The 18,462-nt window shown below is 66.8% G+C and carries 18 protein-coding genes; 7 read left to right on the top strand and 11 right to left on the bottom strand.

Annotated features, from left to right (window positions below):
• Nucleotides 1–6: 6 nt before the first annotated feature.
• Both AZH51_RS10150 and AZH51_RS10145 read left to right on the top strand, forming a co-directional pair.
• Nucleotides 7–753 carry a C40 family peptidase gene (locus AZH51_RS10150; RefSeq protein WP_291523850.1) on the top strand — a complete coding sequence of 249 codons (747 nt, stop codon included), beginning with the start codon at nucleotides 7–9 and terminating at the stop codon, nucleotides 751–753.
• Complete coding sequence (locus AZH51_RS10145; protein WP_291523849.1) at nucleotides 750–1,646, top strand: EamA family transporter; 897 nt, start codon at nucleotides 750–752, stop codon at nucleotides 1,644–1,646. The genes AZH51_RS10150 and AZH51_RS10145 overlap by 4 nt, the downstream gene beginning before the upstream one ends.
• 11 nt (nucleotides 1,647–1,657) lie before the next feature.
• On the opposite strand, the gene uvrB is transcribed toward AZH51_RS10145, so the two are convergent.
• On the bottom strand, nucleotides 1,658–3,775 hold the full coding sequence (gene uvrB / locus AZH51_RS10140; protein WP_291523847.1) for an excinuclease ABC subunit UvrB: 2,118 nt from the start codon (nucleotides 3,773–3,775) through the stop codon (nucleotides 1,658–1,660).
• Nucleotides 3,776–3,848: 73 nt separating this feature from the next.
• Here uvrB and AZH51_RS10135 point away from each other — a divergent pair, with 73 nt between their 5' ends.
• Genes AZH51_RS10135 through AZH51_RS10125 form a run of 3 tightly spaced genes read left to right on the top strand, consistent with a single transcriptional unit; the run spans nucleotide 3,849 to nucleotide 5,797 of the window.
• On the top strand, nucleotides 3,849–4,397 hold the full coding sequence (locus tag AZH51_RS10135) for a CHAP domain-containing protein (RefSeq protein ID WP_291523845.1): 549 nt from the start codon (nucleotides 3,849–3,851) through the stop codon (nucleotides 4,395–4,397).
• 15 nt (nucleotides 4,398–4,412) lie between these two features.
• Nucleotides 4,413–5,234, top strand: a complete 822-nt coding sequence (locus AZH51_RS10130; protein ID WP_291523843.1) for a TrmH family RNA methyltransferase — start codon at nucleotides 4,413–4,415, stop codon at nucleotides 5,232–5,234.
• Nucleotides 5,235–5,281: 47 nt separating this feature from the next.
• Entirely contained in the window at nucleotides 5,282–5,797 is a 516-nt protein-coding gene (locus tag AZH51_RS10125; protein WP_291523841.1) for a hypothetical protein, read from the top strand.
• Nucleotides 5,798–5,847: 50 nt separating this feature from the next.
• On the opposite strand, the gene AZH51_RS10120 is transcribed toward AZH51_RS10125, so the two are convergent.
• Entirely contained in the window at nucleotides 5,848–6,303 is a 456-nt protein-coding gene (locus AZH51_RS10120; RefSeq protein WP_291523839.1) for a hypothetical protein, read from the bottom strand.
• Between the two features lie 72 nt (nucleotides 6,304–6,375).
• On the opposite strand from AZH51_RS10120, the gene AZH51_RS10115 reads away from it, so the two are divergent.
• Entirely contained in the window at nucleotides 6,376–7,173 is a 798-nt protein-coding gene (locus AZH51_RS10115) for a trans-aconitate 2-methyltransferase (RefSeq protein WP_291523837.1), read from the top strand.
• A 21-nt stretch (nucleotides 7,174–7,194) separates the two neighbouring features.
• Here the strand turns inward: AZH51_RS10115 and AZH51_RS10110 are convergent, their stop codons facing one another.
• From AZH51_RS10110 to AZH51_RS10095, 4 genes are all read right to left on the bottom strand, one after another.
• Nucleotides 7,195–8,634, bottom strand: a complete 1,440-nt coding sequence (locus tag AZH51_RS10110) for an HNH endonuclease signature motif containing protein (RefSeq protein ID WP_291523835.1) — start codon at nucleotides 8,632–8,634, stop codon at nucleotides 7,195–7,197.
• Nucleotides 8,635–8,738: 104 nt separating this feature from the next.
• Nucleotides 8,739–9,698 carry a siderophore-interacting protein gene (locus AZH51_RS10105; RefSeq protein WP_291523833.1) on the bottom strand — a complete coding sequence of 320 codons (960 nt, stop codon included), beginning with the start codon at nucleotides 9,696–9,698 and terminating at the stop codon, nucleotides 8,739–8,741.
• A gap of 50 nt (nucleotides 9,699–9,748) precedes the next feature.
• Nucleotides 9,749–10,798: a biotin/lipoate A/B protein ligase family protein gene (locus AZH51_RS10100; protein ID WP_291523831.1), complete on the bottom strand. Its 1,050-nt coding sequence runs from the start codon at nucleotides 10,796–10,798 to the stop codon at nucleotides 9,749–9,751.
• Nucleotides 10,799–10,821: 23 nt separating this feature from the next.
• Nucleotides 10,822–12,261, bottom strand: a complete 1,440-nt coding sequence (locus AZH51_RS10095) for an MFS transporter (RefSeq protein ID WP_291523829.1) — start codon at nucleotides 12,259–12,261, stop codon at nucleotides 10,822–10,824.
• 69 nt (nucleotides 12,262–12,330) lie between these two features.
• On the opposite strand from AZH51_RS10095, the gene AZH51_RS10090 reads away from it, so the two are divergent.
• The gene (locus AZH51_RS10090) at nucleotides 12,331–12,855 is read left to right on the top strand and encodes a GNAT family N-acetyltransferase (RefSeq protein WP_291523828.1); all 525 of its coding nucleotides are present in this window, start codon (nucleotides 12,331–12,333) and stop codon (nucleotides 12,853–12,855) included.
• Nucleotides 12,856–12,858: 3 nt separating this feature from the next.
• On the opposite strand, the gene AZH51_RS10085 is transcribed toward AZH51_RS10090, so the two are convergent.
• The 5 genes from AZH51_RS10085 to coaE all read right to left on the bottom strand — a co-directional run bounded on the left by AZH51_RS10085 (nucleotide 12,859) and on the right by coaE (nucleotide 18,434).
• Nucleotides 12,859–13,929, bottom strand: coding sequence for an ABC transporter ATP-binding protein (locus AZH51_RS10085; protein ID WP_291523825.1), 1,071 nt, complete (start codon nucleotides 13,927–13,929; stop codon nucleotides 12,859–12,861).
• Between the two features lie 4 nt (nucleotides 13,930–13,933).
• Nucleotides 13,934–15,253 (bottom strand): ABC transporter substrate-binding protein, encoded by a 1,320-nt coding sequence (locus AZH51_RS10080; protein WP_291523824.1) that lies wholly within the window; start codon nucleotides 15,251–15,253, stop codon nucleotides 13,934–13,936.
• A 25-nt stretch (nucleotides 15,254–15,278) separates the two neighbouring features.
• Entirely contained in the window at nucleotides 15,279–16,178 is a 900-nt protein-coding gene (locus AZH51_RS10075; protein WP_367188042.1) for a carbohydrate ABC transporter permease, read from the bottom strand.
• Entirely contained in the window at nucleotides 16,171–17,103 is a 933-nt protein-coding gene (locus tag AZH51_RS10070; RefSeq protein ID WP_291523822.1) for a carbohydrate ABC transporter permease, read from the bottom strand. Before AZH51_RS10070 ends, AZH51_RS10075 begins: the two co-directional genes overlap by 8 nt.
• Nucleotides 17,104–17,237: 134 nt before the next feature.
• The gene (gene coaE, locus AZH51_RS10065) at nucleotides 17,238–18,434 is read right to left on the bottom strand and encodes a dephospho-CoA kinase (protein ID WP_291523820.1); all 1,197 of its coding nucleotides are present in this window, start codon (nucleotides 18,432–18,434) and stop codon (nucleotides 17,238–17,240) included.
• Between the last annotated feature and the right edge of the window lie 28 nt (nucleotides 18,435–18,462).

Genomic DNA, 18,462 nt, shown 5'->3' with positions numbered 1-18,462 from the left:
GGCTCGGTGACCTCGAGCCAGCTGTTCCTCGTCCGCGTTCCCGTGTCGCCCGTCTGGGTGTCGCCCCGCTCGCCGGGTGCGGTGGACGGCCCGGTGACGCTCGACGTACCTGACCACTCCGCCTGGCTGGCAGCGCTCGACGCCTCGGGCCCGGACGCGGACCGACTGTCCTTGCACGGTCGCCTGGACACCGAGTTGGTCGAGGGCGAACCGTTCTGGGTGGACGAGCAGACCGATGACGGGTGGAGCCACGGGTACGCCGCGTGGCAGCCCAGCGCGAAGGACGAGCGGGGCTACCCGGGCTGGGTGCGGACCGCTCACCTGCAGGTGGCCGAGCGGCAGGAAGTCCCCCCGCCGGCGTCGCCACGGATCGTTCCGCGACCGGAAGTCTTCATCCAGCGCGCACAGGAGTTTGCGGGGACGAAGTACCTCTGGGGCGGCAGCGCACCGGACGCCGTTGACTGTTCTTCGTTGGTACACAACGCAGCTCGGTGGTTGGGAATCGTCGTGCCGCGGGATGCCGACGACCAGGCCGATGCGCTTCCGTCCGTGCCGATCAACGACGTCGAGCCCGGCGATCTGTACTTCTTCGCCCATCCGGGCAAGCGGATCCATCACGTCGGCATCGTGACGGCGCCCCAGCGCATGTTGCACGCTCCCGAGACCGGTGCGGTGGTCGTCGAGGAGTCGCTGCCACCGGAGCGAACGACGACTCTGGTGGCGGCGGCACGGATTCCCGGCCTCATGCGGTGACCTCAGAGGTCGGACCGTCGCGCGGCGATCGCGTGCCGGCGCCGCTGCTGGTCCTGGCCGGGATCGTCTCGGTCCAGTTCGGCGGAGCGCTGGCTGCGACGTTGTTGCCGTTGGTCGGTGCACCTGGCTCGGTGGCTCTGCGTCTTTTTATCGGAGCGCTCATCATGCTGGTCGTTGCGCGACCGCGCTGGACCGGGCGCAGCCGGCGCGATTGGCTGGCCGTGTCGGCCTACGCTGCAGCGCTGGGCTGCATGAACCTGTCGTTCTACGGCTCGCTCGAGCGGCTACCGATCGGGGTGGCCGTCACCATCGAATTCGTCGGTCCCCTCACGCTGTCCGCCGTTCTGTCCCGTCGTCCGCGTGACGCGATCGCGGTGCTGGCCGCCGCAGCTGGCGTTCTGCTGATCTCGGGCGCGCTGACGACGCCGTGGTCCGAACTGGATCTGGTGGGGATCGGCCTGGCGCTGGCGGCCGGTGGCTTCTGGGCGCTCTACATCCTCACCAGCGGCTGGACCGGCGCACGGTTCGAGCGACTGGACGGATTGACCATCGCGATGTGTCTGGCGTCGGTGGTCATCGTGCCCTTGGGCCTGATGACCGCCGGCTCGGCCCTCTTCCACCCGGAGGCGTTGCTCAAGGGACTCGGTATCGCCATCCTGTCCTCGGTGTTGCCGTACTCGTTCGAACTGCTCGCGTTGCGACGGCTGTCACCCCAGGTGTTCGGGATCCTGCTAAGCCTCGAGCCGGCGGCTGCAGCACTCGCGGGGCTGCTCGTGCTGCACCAACGGCTCACGCCCATCCAGTTAGTTGGGATGGCGCTGGTGGTGTCCGCGAGCGTCGCCGTGCTCACCGGCCGGAAGGTGGCCGACAACGAGCCGATCGCCGAGGTTTGAGCCGTGCTGCCTCAGCGGGTCGCTTCGGCCATCTGCCGAAGTTCCTTCTTCAGGTCGCCGATCTCGTCCCGCAGGCGCGCGGCCAGTTCGAAGTGCAGATCCGTTGCCGCCTGGTGCATCTGAGCGGTCAGCTCCTGGATCAGATCAGACAGCTCACCCGCCGGCAGGCTGGCCACCCTGGACCCGGAGACCTCGGCCGCGTCAGCGGCAGCAGCACCGCGGCCGCCCCGACCACGCCCGGTGGACTTACCCCGCGACTGCGTCCGACCGCTGCCGATGAGTGCGTCGGTGTCCGCGTCCTCACGCTGCAGGAGATCGGTGATGTCGGCGATCTTCTTGCGCAGCGGCTCCGGATCGATGCCGTTCTCCTTGTTGTAGGCCAGCTGCTTCTCGCGGCGACGATGGGTCTCGTCGATCGCTTGCTGCATCGACGGCGTCACCGTGTCGGCGTACATGTGCACCTGACCCGAGACGTTGCGCGCGGCACGGCCGATGGTCTGGATCAGCGACCGGGCCGAGCGCAGGAACCCTTCCTTGTCGGCGTCCAGGATGCTCACCAGGGAGACCTCGGGCAGGTCGAGGCCCTCGCGCAGCAGGTTGATGCCGACCAGAACGTCGAACTCGCCCAACCGCAATTCGCGGAGCAACTCCACCCGGCGCAGCGTGTCCACCTCGGAGTGCAGGTACCGGACGCGAACACCCTTCTCCAACAGGTAGTCGGTGAGGTCTTCGGCCATCTTCTTGGTCAGAGTCGTGACCAGGACGCGCTCGTCACGGCTCACCCGATCCCGGATCTCACCGAGCAGATCGTCGATCTGGCCCTTGGTCGGCTTCAACACGATCTCCGGGTCGACCAGACCGGTCGGCCGGATGACCTGCTCCACAACACCGTCGGCCTTCGCGACCTCATAGTCACCGGGAGTCGCCGACAGGTAGACCGTCTGGCCGATCCGCTCCAGGAACTCCTCCCACTTCAACGGCCGGTTGTCCATCGCACTCGGCAGCCGGAAGCCGTGGTCGACCAGCATCCGCTTGCGGGACATGTCACCTTCGTACATCGCCCCGATCTGCGGCACCGTCTGGTGGGACTCGTCGATCACTAGCAGGAAGTCCTCCGGGAAGTAGTCCAGAAGACAGTTCGGTGCCGATCCGGGCGAGCGGCCGTCGATGTGCCGCGAGTAGTTCTCGATGCCGGAACACGACCCGACCTGTCGCATCATCTCGATGTCGTATGTCGTGCGCATCCTTAGGCGCTGCGCCTCCAGCAGTTTGCCCTGCCGTTCGAGTTCGCCCAGCCGCTGCTCCAACTCAGACTCGATCCCGCTGATCGCGCGCTCCATGCGCTCGGGACCAGCGACGTAGTGCGAGGCAGGAAAGACGTACATCTCGTCTTCCTCGCGGACGATCTCACCGGTCAACGGGTGCAGTGTGTAGATGCGCTCGATCTCGTCGCCGAAGAACTCGATCCGGATCGCCAGCTCCTCGTACACCGGAATGATCTCCACGGTGTCGCCGCGCACCCGGAACGTGCCCCGGGTGAACGCGAGGTCGTTGCGGGTGTACTGCATCTGCACGAACCGCCGCAACAGATCGTCCCGGTCGATCCGGTCGCCTACGCGCAGCCGGGCCATGCGGTCGACGTACTCCTGCGGCGTCCCCAGACCGTAGATGCACGACACCGACGCCACGACGATCACGTCGCGCCGGGTGAGCAGCGAGTTGGTCGCGGAGTGCCGAAGCCGCTCGACCTCCTCGTTGATCGAGGAATCCTTCTCGATGTAGGTGTCGGTCTGCGGGATGTACGCCTCGGGTTGGTAGTAGTCGTAGTACGAGACGAAGTATTCGACCGCGTTGTTCGGCAGCAACTCGCGGAACTCGTTGGCCAACTGGGCAGCCAGCGTCTTGTTCGGCGCCATCACCAGGGTGGGTCGCTGAACCTGCTCGATCAGCCAGGCCGTGGTGGCGGACTTACCGGTGCCGGTGGCGCCCAGCAGCACCACGTCCTGCTCCCCCGCCTTCACCCGGCGGGTCAGGTCGGCGATGGCCGTCGGCTGGTCACCGCTCGGCGAGTACTCCGAGACGACCTCGAAGGGCGCCACCCGGCGCTTCAGATCAGTTGTCGGTCGCATATCGCAACGGTAAACGCCGCCACCGACAGTCACATTCCGGCGGAGGGCTGCCACGCGCCGTACGCTCTGGTTCATGTCCCGTCGGAGCCTCCTTGCGGTCGGCCTCGCCGCCACAGCGCTGCTGGCTGGTTGCTCGGACACCCCCACCGCTTCCCAGACCTTCCCCGCCCTGCCGACCGCGTCCACGAGCGCCACCCAGCTTCGCGTCGTGACGGTCGCCCGCGAGCAGTTCGAGCACCCGCAGAGCGCGACCACCTACTCCCAGGGCGTGGACGAGGCCTGGTGCGCCGACTTCGTCAGCTGGGTGATGAAGACCGCCGGCACCCCGCTGCGCAATCCGAACTCCGGCGGGTGGCGGATCCCGGGCGTCTACACGTTGCAGGACTACTTCACCAAGGCCGGCCGGTTCCATCGCGGCGGGTCCGCGTACCGTCCGGCGATCGGCGACGTCGTGATGTACGACGCCCCGAACCGCTGGGGCAATCACACCAATCTGGTCGTGAGTACCTCGGGTGATTCGTTCACCACGGTCGGGGGCAACCAGCCAGGCGGGATCACCGTGACCACCCAAAACGTTACGGACGCAGGGATTCTGGGCTATGGCTCCCTGCCCCGGTCCTGATTGTCCGGTGTGATGATGGCTGTCACCAGAGTCCGGTCGCGGAACGCGACCTTCCAGTACTGGCAAACGTTGCTGACCAACCGGACCAAACGTGGGCGAGCTCGCGAACTGGTCGTGCAGGGCGTGCGTCCGACCGATCTCGCGCTCGCGGCAGGCACACCGATCCGGTCGCTGCTGGTCGCTGACGGCGGGACTCGCTCCCGTTGGGCGCAAGAGGTGGCGGATCGTGCATGCGCCGCTGGGGCAGCGGAATATCTGCTCGAGCCAGCGCTGTTGGCGGAACTCGGCGAGCAGGAGGACCGCACTCCTGAACTGCTGATCACGGTGGAGATCCCGCCGGATGATTCCCGTCGGATCCCCATCGCACCGGACCTGCTTGCAGTGGCGCTCGACCGCCCGGCTTCCCCGGGCAATGTGGGCTCGATCATCCGCTCGGCGGACGCGTTCGACGCGCACGGTGTGCTGATCACCGGACACGGTGCCGATCCGTACGACCCGCGCGCGGTGCGTGCTTCGACGGGCTCAGTCTTCACCGTCCCGTCGGTGCGTCTGGCCGGACCAGCCGACGCCATGGCCTGGGTCACCTCGGTGCGGGACAGCGGCGTACCCGTCCAGGTCGTCGGCACCGACGAGACCGGCACCGACTCCATCGATCGCATCGATCTCACCCGGCCCACCCTGATCGTCACCGGCACCGAGAAGACCGGGATGGCAGCCGGCTGGCGCGAGGCGTGCGACGTGATCGCCAAGATCCCCATCGGCGGCCACGCCTCGTCGCTCAACGCGGCTAACGCGACGTCGATCGTGCTGTACGAAGCAGCCCGGCAACGCGGGTGACCGCCGAACACGCGTCATTGTCCGACGGCTCTGGCACCGTCAAACCAATGTTGCAGGCCAAGCCATACGGATTCGAAGCCCGACCCCGAATGCGTCGTCCCGACGAATCGCCCTCAAGCACCAACTGCCGCAGCCTGATCCAGGAGTACTTCGAATTCCGATACGGCATCTTCATGCCGCGCGACGCCGTCGAAATGCCCGGCCTGTGGAATCGGACCGGTGAATTCGTAGATCTTCAGGATGGACTTCCTGCACAAGTAGCCACCCTTCCCCACGAGACGATCCTGATATGCGAGCAAGTCGCTGACGCATACGGCACGCCGGTGGACCGGTCGCCCAGGACCTTTCCCGACCCTGAGAGCTACCGCATGCGCCTCCACACAGCCATCCTTCTGCGCGAAATAGACGACTGCCTCGGCTCAGTCCACCAACCCGACATCGAGGTTCGCATCGGGGAGCCGTTGATCCTGCACGCCTCGGCGCTCGCAGGGGGCACCGCGCTCTGGCCGATGGCGCAGTTGCTGTCTCATTACCGCGTGGTGGCGGCGAAGCAACTCCGCTAGACCCAGCGATCGCTCGCCACGCCCAGCGCGGTTCGACTCTCCTGTCCGGACTAGTCAGGCGAGTCCGCCAACTCACGCCGCAGTCCGTTCGCGATGCTCACGGCGGGCACGTTGGCACCCAATCGGCGACGCAACCTACGACTGCCCTTCACACTCACCAGCCACAGCTGTTCGCTCTCGTCGGATTGAATGCGGCAATCGATGAACTTGTGATGCTCCTCGGTGTGGGGCGATCCGTAGGAGTACCAATCCCAGCGGACCCCACGTGCGTGATCAATCCGCAGCTCGAAGCGATCCGCCGTCACCCACTCTGGCGACCAGACCCGCAGCGCTTCGCCCTCGCTGAACGACATCACCAGGATGTCGTCGTCCTCGACGGTCACATCGACGATCCGATGCTGATTGTCGAATGGGCGACCGAACCACTCGCCGTACATGCACAGACTCCCGACGACCAGGTCCGGCAGTTGCTGTCGGAGTTCCTCAGCGACGACCTGCGCGCTCATAGGTGCACGGTACGTCGCGTTGCAGGAAACGGGCCCTCTTGGCCGCAGGTTCCCGAGTGGGATGATCGCGTGATGGCCGACAGCGACGGACTGGGGCTCAGCTTCAATGCGGCAGCCGACCTCTACCAGAGTGCCCGCCCGGAGTATCCGGAGAGGCTGTACGAAGCGCTAATTGCCGCGGCAGAACTCACCACCCCTGATCGCCTCTTGGAGATCGGCTGCGCTACAGGCAAAGCGACGATACCGCTGGCACGCCGCGGATTCCGGATTACTGCTGTGGAACGCGGCCCCGCGCTGGCGGCAGCCGCTCGCCGAAACCTGGCCGATTTTCCTTCGGTTGAGATCGTCGAAAGCAGCTATGAGGATCTCGACCCCTCCGCGACCAGACCCTTCGACCTGATCTTCGCCGCCACCGCCTGGCACTGGATCGACCCCACCGTTCGCTACCGCCGCGCCTGGGAGATGCTGCGACCGAATGGTCACCTCGCCTTCTGGCGCGCCACGCACGTGTTCCCCGCCGGCGGCGACCCGATCTTCTCGGAGTTGCAGGAGGTGTACACCGAGATCGGCGAGAGCAGGCCCCCTGGCATGACCTATCCGCGCCCCGGTGAACTGCCTGATGAACGCGCGGACATTTCAGCCAGCGGCTTGTTCGATCCAGTCCTGACTCGGGAGTTCGACTGGGAAGTCACCTACGACGCCGACGAATACATCCGCTTGCTCAACACCTTCTCTGGTCACATCGCAATGCTGCCCGGGCAGCGCGATCGGTTGTACTCGGAGATCCGACGCAGACTGGCCGCACGTCCTGAAGGCACCCTTCGCCGTGGTTGGGGAGCCGTGCTCCACGTCGCACGCCGCCGAGACTGAGACCCAAACGGTGCGCGGTCCTCACGGCCGCAGCTGCCACCGAACGCCCATTGCGGTCACCGTCGCGGTGAGCTCCTGCTCGTGGACCAATGTGTGATGCCGCTGGCACAACAACGCGCAGTTCAGCAGATCCGTCTTCCCGCCCCTCGCCCACGCGACCAGATGGTGCAGGTCGCACCACGGCGCGCGGACCGTGCAGCCCGGGAACGTGCAATGGGCATCGCGCCGCCAGGTCGCTAAGCGCTGTGCCTCGGTGAACAACCGCTTCTCCCGGCCGACGTCCAACGCCTGACCGGCGGCGCCAAGCACCATGGGGATGATCCCGGCGTCACACGCTTTCCGGCGAACGGTGGCCGCGGACAGCACCTGACCCGTGCCCGTGACCCCTGCGGTGTCTGTCACGCCGCGTAATGACTCAAGATCGATCGTCACCAACAGCTGGGCCCGCGACCAGCGCGGCACCTTGCCGCCGGCCTCGACACCCCGGGTGATCACGTCCATCAACGCATCCGCGCGACGATGCGTGGCGCGTCGCGGATCCGGTTCGCCGTTGGGACCCGGCACCGGCGCCGACAACGCCGCGACGGCCGCGTCGATGACCGCAGCCGCTTCTGCTTCGACCGTCAGTCGGTACTCGGTCAGACCTCCCGGCCCGGGCAACGTGTGCAACGTCCGGCCCCGCCGAGCCGCTGCCTCCTCTTCCGCTAGGAGGTCGTTGGGCTTGAGCACCTGCCGGGTCTTGTTGATCACCGTGGCCAACTCCCGCGAGGTGAGCCCCCACGACCCCAACCACGACTCCCCTGGCGCGGTGACCCGCGACGGTGCTTCCGGGGCGTCGACCGCGGCGGCAACCATCGTGCTGACGACCTCCGACAGCTCCTGCCCATCAGCCACCGGCGCGACGTCGTCGACGAATCGCACGATCTGCGCTCCCTTGACCACGGACAGCCGGCCCTCGCTCACCGCGGACACGACTGTGCGCGCCAGCGACGAATCGTCCGATGCTGCAGCGGTATTCGCCGCGGTGGCCATGGCGACCACTCGGCCCGCGTGCGTGCGATCCGGCGGCGACGCGTGCACACCCTCAACGACACGCATCCAGTCCGCAGCCGAATGACCCCGCGCCGTATGCAAACCGCGCGCCAGGCCCTCCCGGACCAGCTCCACTTCAAGACGGTCCAACGCCGCGCGTGACAGCCCCACGGCATCCAATGCCCCGATCAGCGCCGTCTCGCTCCACCGGGCCGCGGCACCCAGCACCGGATCCAGCTCCTGCCCTGGCTGCCAGGCCGCCATGACAGCTGCACCGCCGCGCACTGCATCGAACGCCGCAGCGCCCATACCGACGAAGGGCGCCATCACCGCGTCCGCGTCGGTCGAGGGCAGACCCAAACCTGAGGCAGCACAGAGGTTTTCGTCGGACGACGAATCCTCCGGCGGTCGGGCAACGAGGCTGGTCACCCCTCAAACGTACGTGCCACCGACCGCGCCATCCAGGGCAAAGTCGGCCGGTGTGGACAACTCCGGGTCCCGTCCCGCAATCCACAGGCTGGGACCTCAAGCGGCTAGTTCTCGGCACGTCCCTCACGCCAGTACCCCATGAACGCCACCGCCGACTTCGGCACCTCGAACTCGTTCACCAGCACCCGCCGCAGCGACTTCACCACCGAGGACTCCCCCGCGATCCACACGGAGAAGCGTGGGTCCTGCTCCACCGCCGTCTCCCAGTACGCGTCGTCAGAGCCGTCGAAGAAGATCGTCGTCTCCCCCGAGGACGAGGACGACGTCGAGTCCGGACCCGAGCCACCGCCATGGGTGAGCTCCGGGTGCGCGGTGAGCCATCGGCGTACGACCTCGGTCTGCAGCCCGCCGCGATCAGGGGCAGAACGCACCCAACTGAGCTCGACACCGGGCGGACACGGCAGATCCACCACGTCAGCCGCGTCGGCGGTCTCTACACACACCAGACCGCGGGCCGCCTGCGGCAACCGCTCGCAGATCCCCCAGATCGCCGGGATCGCCGTCTCGTCACCCACCAACAGATGCGTGCCGGTCGCCGCCTCCCGGTGGAACTCCACCCCGCCGGCGTCGCCGTCGAACGCATCGTTCGGCCCCAGCACCAACACCTGATCCCCCACTGCGGCCGTCCCGGCGAATCGGGACCCCGGACCGCTGTCACCGTGGTCGACCATGTCCACATCGAATTCGGCCAGCGAGCGGCGGACCTGTCGCAACGTGTAGGTCCGGATCGCCGGGCGTTCGTCGTCGGGCAGCGCCCGCCACAGCGTGAACCAGTCGTCCCCGCGGGGGAAATCGTCCAAACTGCGCCCGGGCGCCGGGAAGATCAGCTTGATCCGCTGGTCGAAGCCGGCATCCGCGATCCATGGTTGCCCCTCTGCCAGGCCGCCCTCGCCGAACGTCACCCGCACCAGGTGCGGCGAGAGCCGTTCGCGGCGCAGCACGCGCACGTCGTACAACTCGAACGGGCGGACTTCGGAGAGGACTGATGGGTCCGTCGTGGTCATGACCCGACCGTAGCAGATTGGTTAGGCTTACCTAAGTCACGGCGCCAGAGTCACGGAACCCGGTGCGTCCACTCCTCCGTGCCGAACTTCTCCTGGACTAACCGTTCCGCTTCGGACAGTTCCGCGGGCGTGTACGCCGACAGCTGGCTGGCGTAGCGCGCCATGAACGACCGCTGGAAGGAGTCCAGGATCTCCGACCGCGGCAGACCGGTCTGCGACCGCATCGGATCGACCCGCTTGTTGGCGCTCTTGGTGCCCTTGTCGGACATCTTCTCCCGGCCGATCCGCAGCACCTGCAGCATCTTGTCCGCGTCGATGTCGTAGGACATCGTCACGTGGTGCAGCACGGCTCCGGCGGCGAATCGCTTCTGCGCGGCCCCGCCGATCTTGCCCTGATCGGACGCAATGTCGTTGAGCGGCACGAAGTGCGCGTTGACGCCCACCTCCGCCAGCGCGGCGATGACCCACTCATCGAGGAAGGAGTAGGACCGTTCGAAGGACAGTCCCTCGACCAGCGAGGTCGGCACCACCAGCGAGTAGGTGATGCAGTTGCCCGGCTCCATGAACATCGCGCCGCCGCCGGAGATCCGCCGGACCACGCCGATGTCGTATTTCGCCGCCCCCGAGGGGTCGATCTCGTTCTTGTACGACTGGAACGAGCCGATGACGACCAGCGGAGAGTCCCAGTCCCAGAAGCGGAACGTCGGGTTCCTCGTCCCGTCCGCGACCTCGCGGGCGATGACCTCGTCGAGCGCGACGTGCATGACCGGCGGGAGCACCGCCGGCGGGATCACGTCGAACGTGTGGTCGTCCCACCCGGTCGCTTTGCCCAATGCTCGGCGTACGGCGATCCCCACCGCCTCGGGGCTGAACCCGATCAGCCGCACGGCTGGGTCGAGCGCTCCTTCGATGGCGTGGGCCAACTGCTCGACGGATGCGTCCGCGGGCATGCCGTCCAGCGCTGCGTCGATGTCCTCCAACGCGTCATCGGGTTCGAGAAAGAAGTCTCCGGACACGGAAACGTTTGCCAGCCGGTCGTTTTCGACCTCCAGCTCGACCGCTACGAGTTTGCCACCGACGACCTTGTACTCACCGCGCATACGACCACCGTAAGCCGGGGCGATTACTCGAACAGCACCGCCACGTGGCGCTGGCTCCGGATAGCCCAGGAAGAACCGATCACCACAGCCACGATCACGAGCGCGGCCCCCAGGCCCGCGGTGATCGCCCACGCCGGCCTCGACGCGACAGCGAAGTCACCATGCGCAGCGTCCAACCCGGCGTACGTCACCGCCGGCAGAATGGCGACGCCGAGCGACGTACCTACCTGTCGACTGGTGGAAGCGATGGCGGCCGCAACCCCGGCCTGGGAGCGCGGCATCCCCGCGACCGCCGAGTTGGTGATCGGTGCGTTGAGCACCCCCGCGCCCAATCCGAAGACCATGTACGCCGCGATCAGATAGGACCAGGCGCTGTCCGCAGCGATCCGCGTCAGCAGCAGCCCGGCGACCATCGTCGCCAGGCCACCGATCAGCGTCGGCAACCGGGCGCCCCGAGCGGCGACCAGCCGCCCCGAGATCGGCGCGCACGCGGCCATGACCAGTGCCATCGGCAGGGTCATCAGTCCCGCGTGCAGCGCGGACAACCCCCGACTGTTCTGCAGGTAGACGCTGGTCAGGAAGAGGAAACCGCCCATCGCGCAGAACGCCAGCACCGCGCTCACGACGGCACCGCTGAACGTCACGCTGCGGAAGAAGCGCGGGTCGATCAGCGGCTCCCGCACGCGCGACTCGACGATGACCAGGCTCACCAGCGACAGCACAGCCACCGCGAAACAGCTGACAATCGCTGCCGACGACCACCCCAACCGGCGACCCTCGATGATCCCGAAGACCAGGGTGGCGAGGAACACGATGACGAGCAGTTGCCCAACCGGGTCGAACCGGCGCACCCGGTCGGCCCGCGACTCCGGCACGAACTTCATGGTCAGCAGGATCGCGATCAGCACGATCGGGAGGTTCAGCCAGAAGATGGCTCGCCAGTCGATCGCGGCGATCAGCGCACCACCGACCACCGGCCCCGACGCCATACTCAGACCGTAGACCGCACCCCAGATACCGATCGCCTTGGCCCGCTCCCCCGGCTCGCGGAAGGTGTTGGTGATGATCGCCATGGCCACCGGGTTCAGCATGCAGCCGCCGACGGCCTGCGCGGCACGGGACGCGATGAGCAACTCTGGATTGGGTGCCAGGGAGCACAACAAAGACCCCAGTCCGAACATCAGCAGACCGATCTGGAAGACCTTCCGCCGACCGAACCGGTCCCCCATCGAACCGCCGAGCATGAGTCCGCTGGCCAGTACGAGCGTGTAGGCGTCGACCACCCACTGCAGTTGGGAGTCAGTGGCGCCCAACTCGCGGGAGATGTCGGGCAGGGCGAGGTTCACCCCTGTCGCGTCGATGCCGACGATGAAGAGACTGAGCGCACAGATGGCCAGGATCAGATAGCGCCGGTCGTGCCCGATCGCCTGGTCCACCTGCTCACTGCTCGTCGACTGCGTCACGCCCCGACAGTACGACGTGCCCGGAATCGGCTTGACTGCTCACCATCCCGTTGACGAACATCACATCCCGTGACGACTGTGATCCGCCCCGCCAGGCCTACCGACCACGAGGCCATCGACGCGACCGTCCGCCGCGCGTTCGGCGACGAAGGAGCGGCCGTCGCAACGATGGTGCGGGAGATCCGCCACGGCGAATTCGCCCTACCCGCCTACGAATTCGTCGCCGAGGAAGACGGCCAGGTCATCGGCCATGTGTGCCTGACCGGAACTACATTGCACGGCGCGGATGGATCCACGCAGATCATCACGATGCTCTCCCCGTTGTCAGTCGAGCCCGGTCGGCAGGGCGGCGGCATCGGCTCCGCGCTGGTCCGCCAGGTGCTGCAGACCGCCGCCGACAACGCAGTGCCCTTCGTGGTGTTGGAGGGTTCGCCGGCCTACTACAGGCGGTTCGGGTTCACCCCGGCCGCGGCCGTCGGGATCGTCCTGCCCATCCCGGACTGGGCGCCGCCCGAGGCGGCGCAGATCGCCGTACTGGATCCAGGCGCGACGGTTCCGGCCGGTCGGGTCGAGTACCCGGCGTACGTGCCCTGACCGTCAGATCCGGGCCCCCGTTTCTGCGTCGAAGACGTGGATCTCCTGCGGGTCGATGGCGACCCGGACCTGCGAACCGACCTCGGGCGCAAGGCGTTTGTCCACCCGTACGGCGATCCGCGGCGCAGCGGGATCGCCACCTGGCCGTCCGTAGACGAAGGACTCCGCCCCGAGCGCCTCGACCAGCTCGACAGTGATCGCAATGCCGTCGTCAGCCTCACCGACCAGATGCCACCCTTCGGTGCGCACGCCGAGCGTCACTGCGTCGGCGTCCGTCCGGGACCGGGGCAGCGGCACCGTCAACCCGAAGATGTCCACCTGCCCGTCGGTCACCGCGGAGTCGAACAACGTGATCGCCGGCGAGCCGATGAACGACGCGACGAACGTGTTCGCCGGGTTGTCGTACAGCTCCTGCGGTGGCGCAACCTGTTGCAGGACACCCTCGTTCAGCACCGCGACCCGATCACCCATCGTCATGGCCTCGACCTGGTCGTGGGTGACGTAGACCGTGGTGACACCCAGCCGACGCTGCAACTGCGCGATCTGGGCCCGGGTGGACACCCGCAGTTTGGCGTCCAGGTTGGACAGCGGTTCGTCCATGCAGAACACCTTGGGCTGGCGCACGATCGCCCGGCCCATCGCGACCCGCTGCCGCTGACCACCGGACAGTTGACCCGGCTTGCGATCCAGCAGTGGCTCGAGTTCGAGGATCTTGGCGGCGTCCGCGACCCGGGCGCGCGCGTCCGCCTTGGGCACCCCCGCGTTGCGCAGGGCGAAGGCCATGTTCTCCTGCGCCGTCATATTGGGATAGAGGGCGTAGCTCTGGAAGACCATCGCCACGTCCCGATCCCTGGCCCGTACGCCGTCCTGGTCGTGACCGTCGATGAGCACCCGACCGCCGTTGACCGGTTCGAGACCCGCCAGCATGCGCAACGTTGTCGACTTGCCACAACCGGACGGCCCCACCAGGACAAGGAATTCGCCGTCCGGTATGTCCAGGGTGAGCGCGTCGACCGCCGATCGGTCGTTGCCGCGGTACCGCCGTGTGGTCTTGTCGAAGAAGACTGATGCCATTCCGCTACTTCTGAACCTTCGACTTCAGCTGGCTGTCGTAGGCCGACTGGATCTGCTGGTTGAGCGCGCTGAAGGTGCTGTTGACGTCCGAGCCGGCGACGATCTTGTCCAGCGCCTCACCGATCATCGTGCCGCCACCGGGGACGAAAACGCGCGCCCAGTCCTGCGGCCGGGTCTTGGGCAACTGCTTGACCGCGACCTCATAATTCGGGTTGGCCTTGAGGTACGCCGCCTCGGACGGGTCGGACGTGGCCGACTTACGCACCGGCATGTAGCCCGTGGCCTGGGTGAAGGTGGCGGTGTTGGCGGTGTTGGTCAGAAAGTCGATGAACTTGATCGCATTCACCTTGCGCGCATCTGAAATTCCCTGCGGCACAGCGACTCCCGCCCCGCCGGTGGGGCAGGTCTTGACCCCTTCAGGAGCCGGCACGAAGCCCACGCCCAACTCGAACGGCAGGTCCTTGAAGCCGCCCAGGTCACCGGTCGATTCCATCAGCGTCGCGCCGAGACCGGCGCTGAAGTCCGCGGCTGAGTCCGCCGACGTCTTGAGGTACTTGTTCTTCGCCCACGACTGCAGCAGCGTCGCCGCTTTCACAGTGCCGGGGTCTGTGAAGGTAGGAGTCCACTCCTTGGAGTACGCGCCGCCGTAGTTCCACACGATGTTCTGGAAGGTCCAATCGAGGTAATCCGAACCGTCATCCAGGATGATCGGTGACTTGCCGCTGCCGATCGCCGACTGCAGCTTCGGCGCCCACTGGGTGAATTCGTCCCACGAGGTCGGGGCGCGGTCGGGTAGGCCGGCCTTCTTGAACATGTCCTTGTTCCAGTAGAAGACAACCGTCGACCGGGCGTACGGCGCGGCGTAATGCTTGCCGTCGTACTGGTAGTCGTTATAGAGACCCTCGACGTAGTCGGCGGTGTCCACGCCGTTGGCGGATGCCAGGGTCGCGATGTCGGCCAGCCGGTCGTTGATCGCGAAGTTGAACCACGTCACGTCGGAGACGACCACGACGTCGGGCAGCGAACCACCCGACAGGGCCGCGTTGAACTTCTGGGCGACCTCCTCGTAGTTCTTGCCGGCGTCGGTGAGCTTCACCTTCAAGCCGGGGTTGGCCTTCTCGAAGGCGGCGATGATCTTCTGTTCGGTGGCCTTGGACTTGCCGGGGTGGTTGCTCCAGAAGTCGATCGTGCCCGACCCCGCCGTACCGCCACCGCCGTTCCCGGAAGTCGACGAGCCGGTGCCGGCGCACGCTGAGAGGCCGGCGGCGACCAGGGCACCTCCGCCCAGACCCAGGAGGTTTCGTCGGGAAACAGTTGAATCCATCACGGAGACAGTCCTTTCGAGGTTGTCAGCCTTTGACCGCACCCGCGGTCAGGCCTTTGATCATGTGACGTTGGAGGACAAGGAAGAGGGCGAGCACCGGCAGCATCGCCAGGACGGTCGCTGCCATGACCGGTCCCCAGTTACTGATGCCGTCGGTGTTCTGCAACTGCGTCAGACCGATCGGCAACGTGCCGACCCGGCTGTCACTGGCCATCAGGTAGGGCCAGAGGTATTCGTTCCATTCGTTGACCACGGTGATCAGACCGAAGGCGATCAGCGTGGGCCAGGTCATCGGCAACACCACGCGCCACAACAGCTTGAGCGGGCCGGCCCCGTCCATCCGCGCGGCCTCGACGATCTCGTGGGGCACGGCGAGGAAGGCGTTACGCATCAGGAAGGTACCGAAGGCCACGCCGGCCAGCGGGATGATGATGCCCTGATAGGTGTCCCGCCAGCCGAGTTGACTGACCAGTGCGTAGTTGGAGATCACCGTGATCTGATTGGGCACCATCAGCGCCGCGATCACCACGATGAAGACCAACGACCGCCCGGGAAACCTCAACAACGACAACGCGTACGCCGAGAGCACGCCCAGAATTATCTTGGCCACCGACAGCACCGCGGTGATGAAGACCGAGTTGCGCAGGTAGGACCAGAAGTCGATCTCGGTCGTCGCCGCCGGATAGTTCTTGGTCGTGAAGTGCGCGGGCCACCACTGCGCCGGTTGCGTGTAGATGTCCGGCCGTTCCTTGAACGAGGTGACCACGATCCAGTACAGCGGCACCGCCACGATCAGGAAAGCCACCAGCATTCCGACGTACCCCACGATCTTGCGCGCTCGGGAGACGTTCAGCTCCGGGCCGTCGTCAACGAGGCTCTCCTCGATATCGCGCAGTTCGGTGGTGGCGAAGGTGGAGTCAGTCACGGCGCTGCCCCCGATCCATGACGCGGACCTGCACCACGGTGATGACCAGCAGGATCAGGAACATGATGGTGGCCACCGTCGCGCCGTACCCGGCCTTGTTGTTGACGAACGTCTCCCGATACACCTGGTAGACCATCGTGGTGGTGCCGTAGCCCTGCGGACCGCCCTTGGTCATCACGTTGATGATGTCGAAGACCTGCACCGAACTCAGCAGCACGGTGATCGACAGGAAGTACGTCGTGGGGCGCAGCTGGGGTAACAGCACCCGCCGGAAGTGCTGCCAGGCCGACGCCCCGTCGATCTCTGCGGCCTCGTCCAGATCCGTGCGCCGGCCCTGCAGGGCCGCCAGGTAGATCACGAAGGTGTAGCCGATGTTCTTCCACACGTAGGTCGCAGTCACCATCACCAGCGCCCAGCCCGGCTGCTGGTAGAAGTCCGGCGTACCGATACCGACCCGCGACAGCAGGTCGTGCACCATGCCGAAGTTGGGGTCGAAGACGAACTGGAAGGCAATACCGATCGCTGCACCGGAGATGACGAACGGCGCGAAGATGGCAGAGCGCACCAGGTTGCGACCGCGCAACTTCTGGTCGAGCAGCATGGCCAGCGCGAGGCCGATGATCAGCGACAGGCCGACCGTCGCGACCGTGAAGATCAGCGTATTGCGCAGCACCAGGTGGGAATTCGGGTCCGACAGCCAGGTGCGGTAGTTCTCCAGGCCGATGTAGTTGGCCAGTGGTGCGGCGATGTTCCAGTCGGTGAAGGACAACCGGATGTTGTCGATCAGCGGCCGGTAGGTGAAGACGATCAGCAGCACCAGGTTCGGCAGCAGCAGACCGATCGCGAGCAGCCACTCCCCTATCGGCCGTCCCCGTCGGCGCGGCGGGGGTCCGACCGGTTCCGGCACCGTCGTGATCTGGCTCACAGTCGCCGACTGTAGCTGCCCCCTCCGCACGATTGGGGGGTTAGCGTCCGGCACGTTCGCCGAGCCTGGTGTGCCGACGTAGCCGGTGGAGTTCGCCGAGGCAAGCAGTCGGTGAACGAACGGTCAATAGATGGTCAAAGTGACTGCCAACCCGTCGCAGCCGCCCAGACCCGGGCCAGCTGGAAGGCGTCGTCGAACCATGGCTCCTTCGCCTCGGCGTACCCGCTCGTCGACGACGACTGACCAGCCAGCGACCGTTTGGTGTCCTGGTAGCTGTCCCGCTCGGCGGGCACGGCGCGCAGCCAGTCCCGGAAGAGCAGCGCCGCCGTCCAGCCAGCTGACCCGATCTGGCGCACGTGGACGTGCACGATCCTGCCCGGATCGCTTCCGCCGTGAAAGCGCTTCTGCCAGTGGGCAATATCCGGATCCCACGATTTCGGTGAGTCCCAGGTGTTGCCGGCCATCCGGGGGAAGCCTGCAGTCGCCAGGTCGGCGATGAACGCCGGATCATCGGCATCAGCGAGGCGCTCGACCCCGATCTGCAGATCGATGACGTCCTTGGCGGCCAGGCCCGGCACCGCGGTCGAGCCGATGTGCTCGATCCGCGCGGCACGATCGCCGAGTACGTGCTGCAGCCGGGCGATCAATCGCGCCGCCTGGGCGGGCCAGGTCGGGTCCGGTGGCACCAGACGGGCCGGACCCGACTGGGCAGCGCGAGTACCCGTCAGCAGGTTCTCGTTGTACGGGGCGAGACGGCGGTCCCACACCTCGTCGACCTTGGTGGCCAGCTGCTCACGCGAGCCGTGGTTCTCCAGCCACACGTCGGCGACTGCGCGCCGTTGTGCCACGGCCGCCTGGGCGGCGATGCGGCTGCGCGCCGCCTGCGGGTCCATCCCCCGGTCGGTGACCAGGCGGCCCTGCCGGACCTGCTCGTCGGCGTGCACCATCAGCACCAGGTGGTAGCCCGGTGCCATCCCCAACTCCACCAGGAGCGGTACGTCGTGCACGACGATCGCCTCCGCCGGTGCCGCCGCGAACAGCTCCCGGGTCCGGGACTGGATGAGCGGGTGGGTGATCGCCTCCAACGTACGGCGCGCGGCCGGGTCGCCGAAGACCACCGCCCCCAGCGCGGCCCGCTCGAGCGACCCGTCCGATGCGATGACCGAGGGACCGAATTCCTCGGCGATGCGGGCTAGTCCGGGTGTGCCGGGCTCCACCACCTCACGCGCCAGACGATCCGCGTCGACGACGACGGCGCCGCGCGCCACGAGGCGTGCGGCGACCGTTGACTTGCCTGAGCCGATCCCGCCGGTCAGTCCGATCCGAAGCATGGACCGACCGTAGTGCAGGGGACTCGTC

This window comes from Branchiibius sp. NY16-3462-2 (assembly GCF_001594145.1).
In the GTDB taxonomy this organism is placed as follows: Bacteria; Actinomycetota; Actinomycetes; order Actinomycetales; family Dermatophilaceae; genus Branchiibius.
Note: the sequence above shows the minus strand (reverse complement) of the source record. Positions and strands in the feature narration are given on the sequence as shown.

What these genes read in the sequence shown, in the direction of transcription:
- AZH51_RS10130 (WP_291523843.1), top strand. Translation starts at nt 4,413, where the DNA reads ATGGCTGTCACCAGAGTCCGGTCGCGGAACGCGACCTTCCAGTACTGG.
- AZH51_RS10105 (WP_291523833.1), bottom strand. Translation starts at nt 9,698, where the DNA reads ATGACCACGACGGACCCATCAGTCCTCTCCGAAGTCCGCCCGTTCGAG.
- AZH51_RS10135 (WP_291523845.1), top strand. Translation starts at nt 3,849, where the DNA reads ATGTCCCGTCGGAGCCTCCTTGCGGTCGGCCTCGCCGCCACAGCGCTG.
- AZH51_RS10115 (WP_291523837.1), top strand. Translation starts at nt 6,376, where the DNA reads ATGGCCGACAGCGACGGACTGGGGCTCAGCTTCAATGCGGCAGCCGAC.
- AZH51_RS10080 (WP_291523824.1), bottom strand. Translation starts at nt 15,253, where the DNA reads ATGGATTCAACTGTTTCCCGACGAAACCTCCTGGGTCTGGGCGGAGGT.
- AZH51_RS10120 (WP_291523839.1), bottom strand. Translation starts at nt 6,303, where the DNA reads ATGAGCGCGCAGGTCGTCGCTGAGGAACTCCGACAGCAACTGCCGGAC.
- uvrB (WP_291523847.1), bottom strand. Translation starts at nt 3,775, where the DNA reads ATGCGACCGACAACTGATCTGAAGCGCCGGGTGGCGCCCTTCGAGGTC.
- coaE (WP_291523820.1), bottom strand. Translation starts at nt 18,434, where the DNA reads ATGCTTCGGATCGGACTGACCGGCGGGATCGGCTCAGGCAAGTCAACG.
- AZH51_RS10085 (WP_291523825.1), bottom strand. Translation starts at nt 13,929, where the DNA reads ATGGCATCAGTCTTCTTCGACAAGACCACACGGCGGTACCGCGGCAAC.
- AZH51_RS10100 (WP_291523831.1), bottom strand. Translation starts at nt 10,798, where the DNA reads ATGCGCGGTGAGTACAAGGTCGTCGGTGGCAAACTCGTAGCGGTCGAG.
- AZH51_RS10125 (WP_291523841.1), top strand. Translation starts at nt 5,282, where the DNA reads ATGTTGCAGGCCAAGCCATACGGATTCGAAGCCCGACCCCGAATGCGT.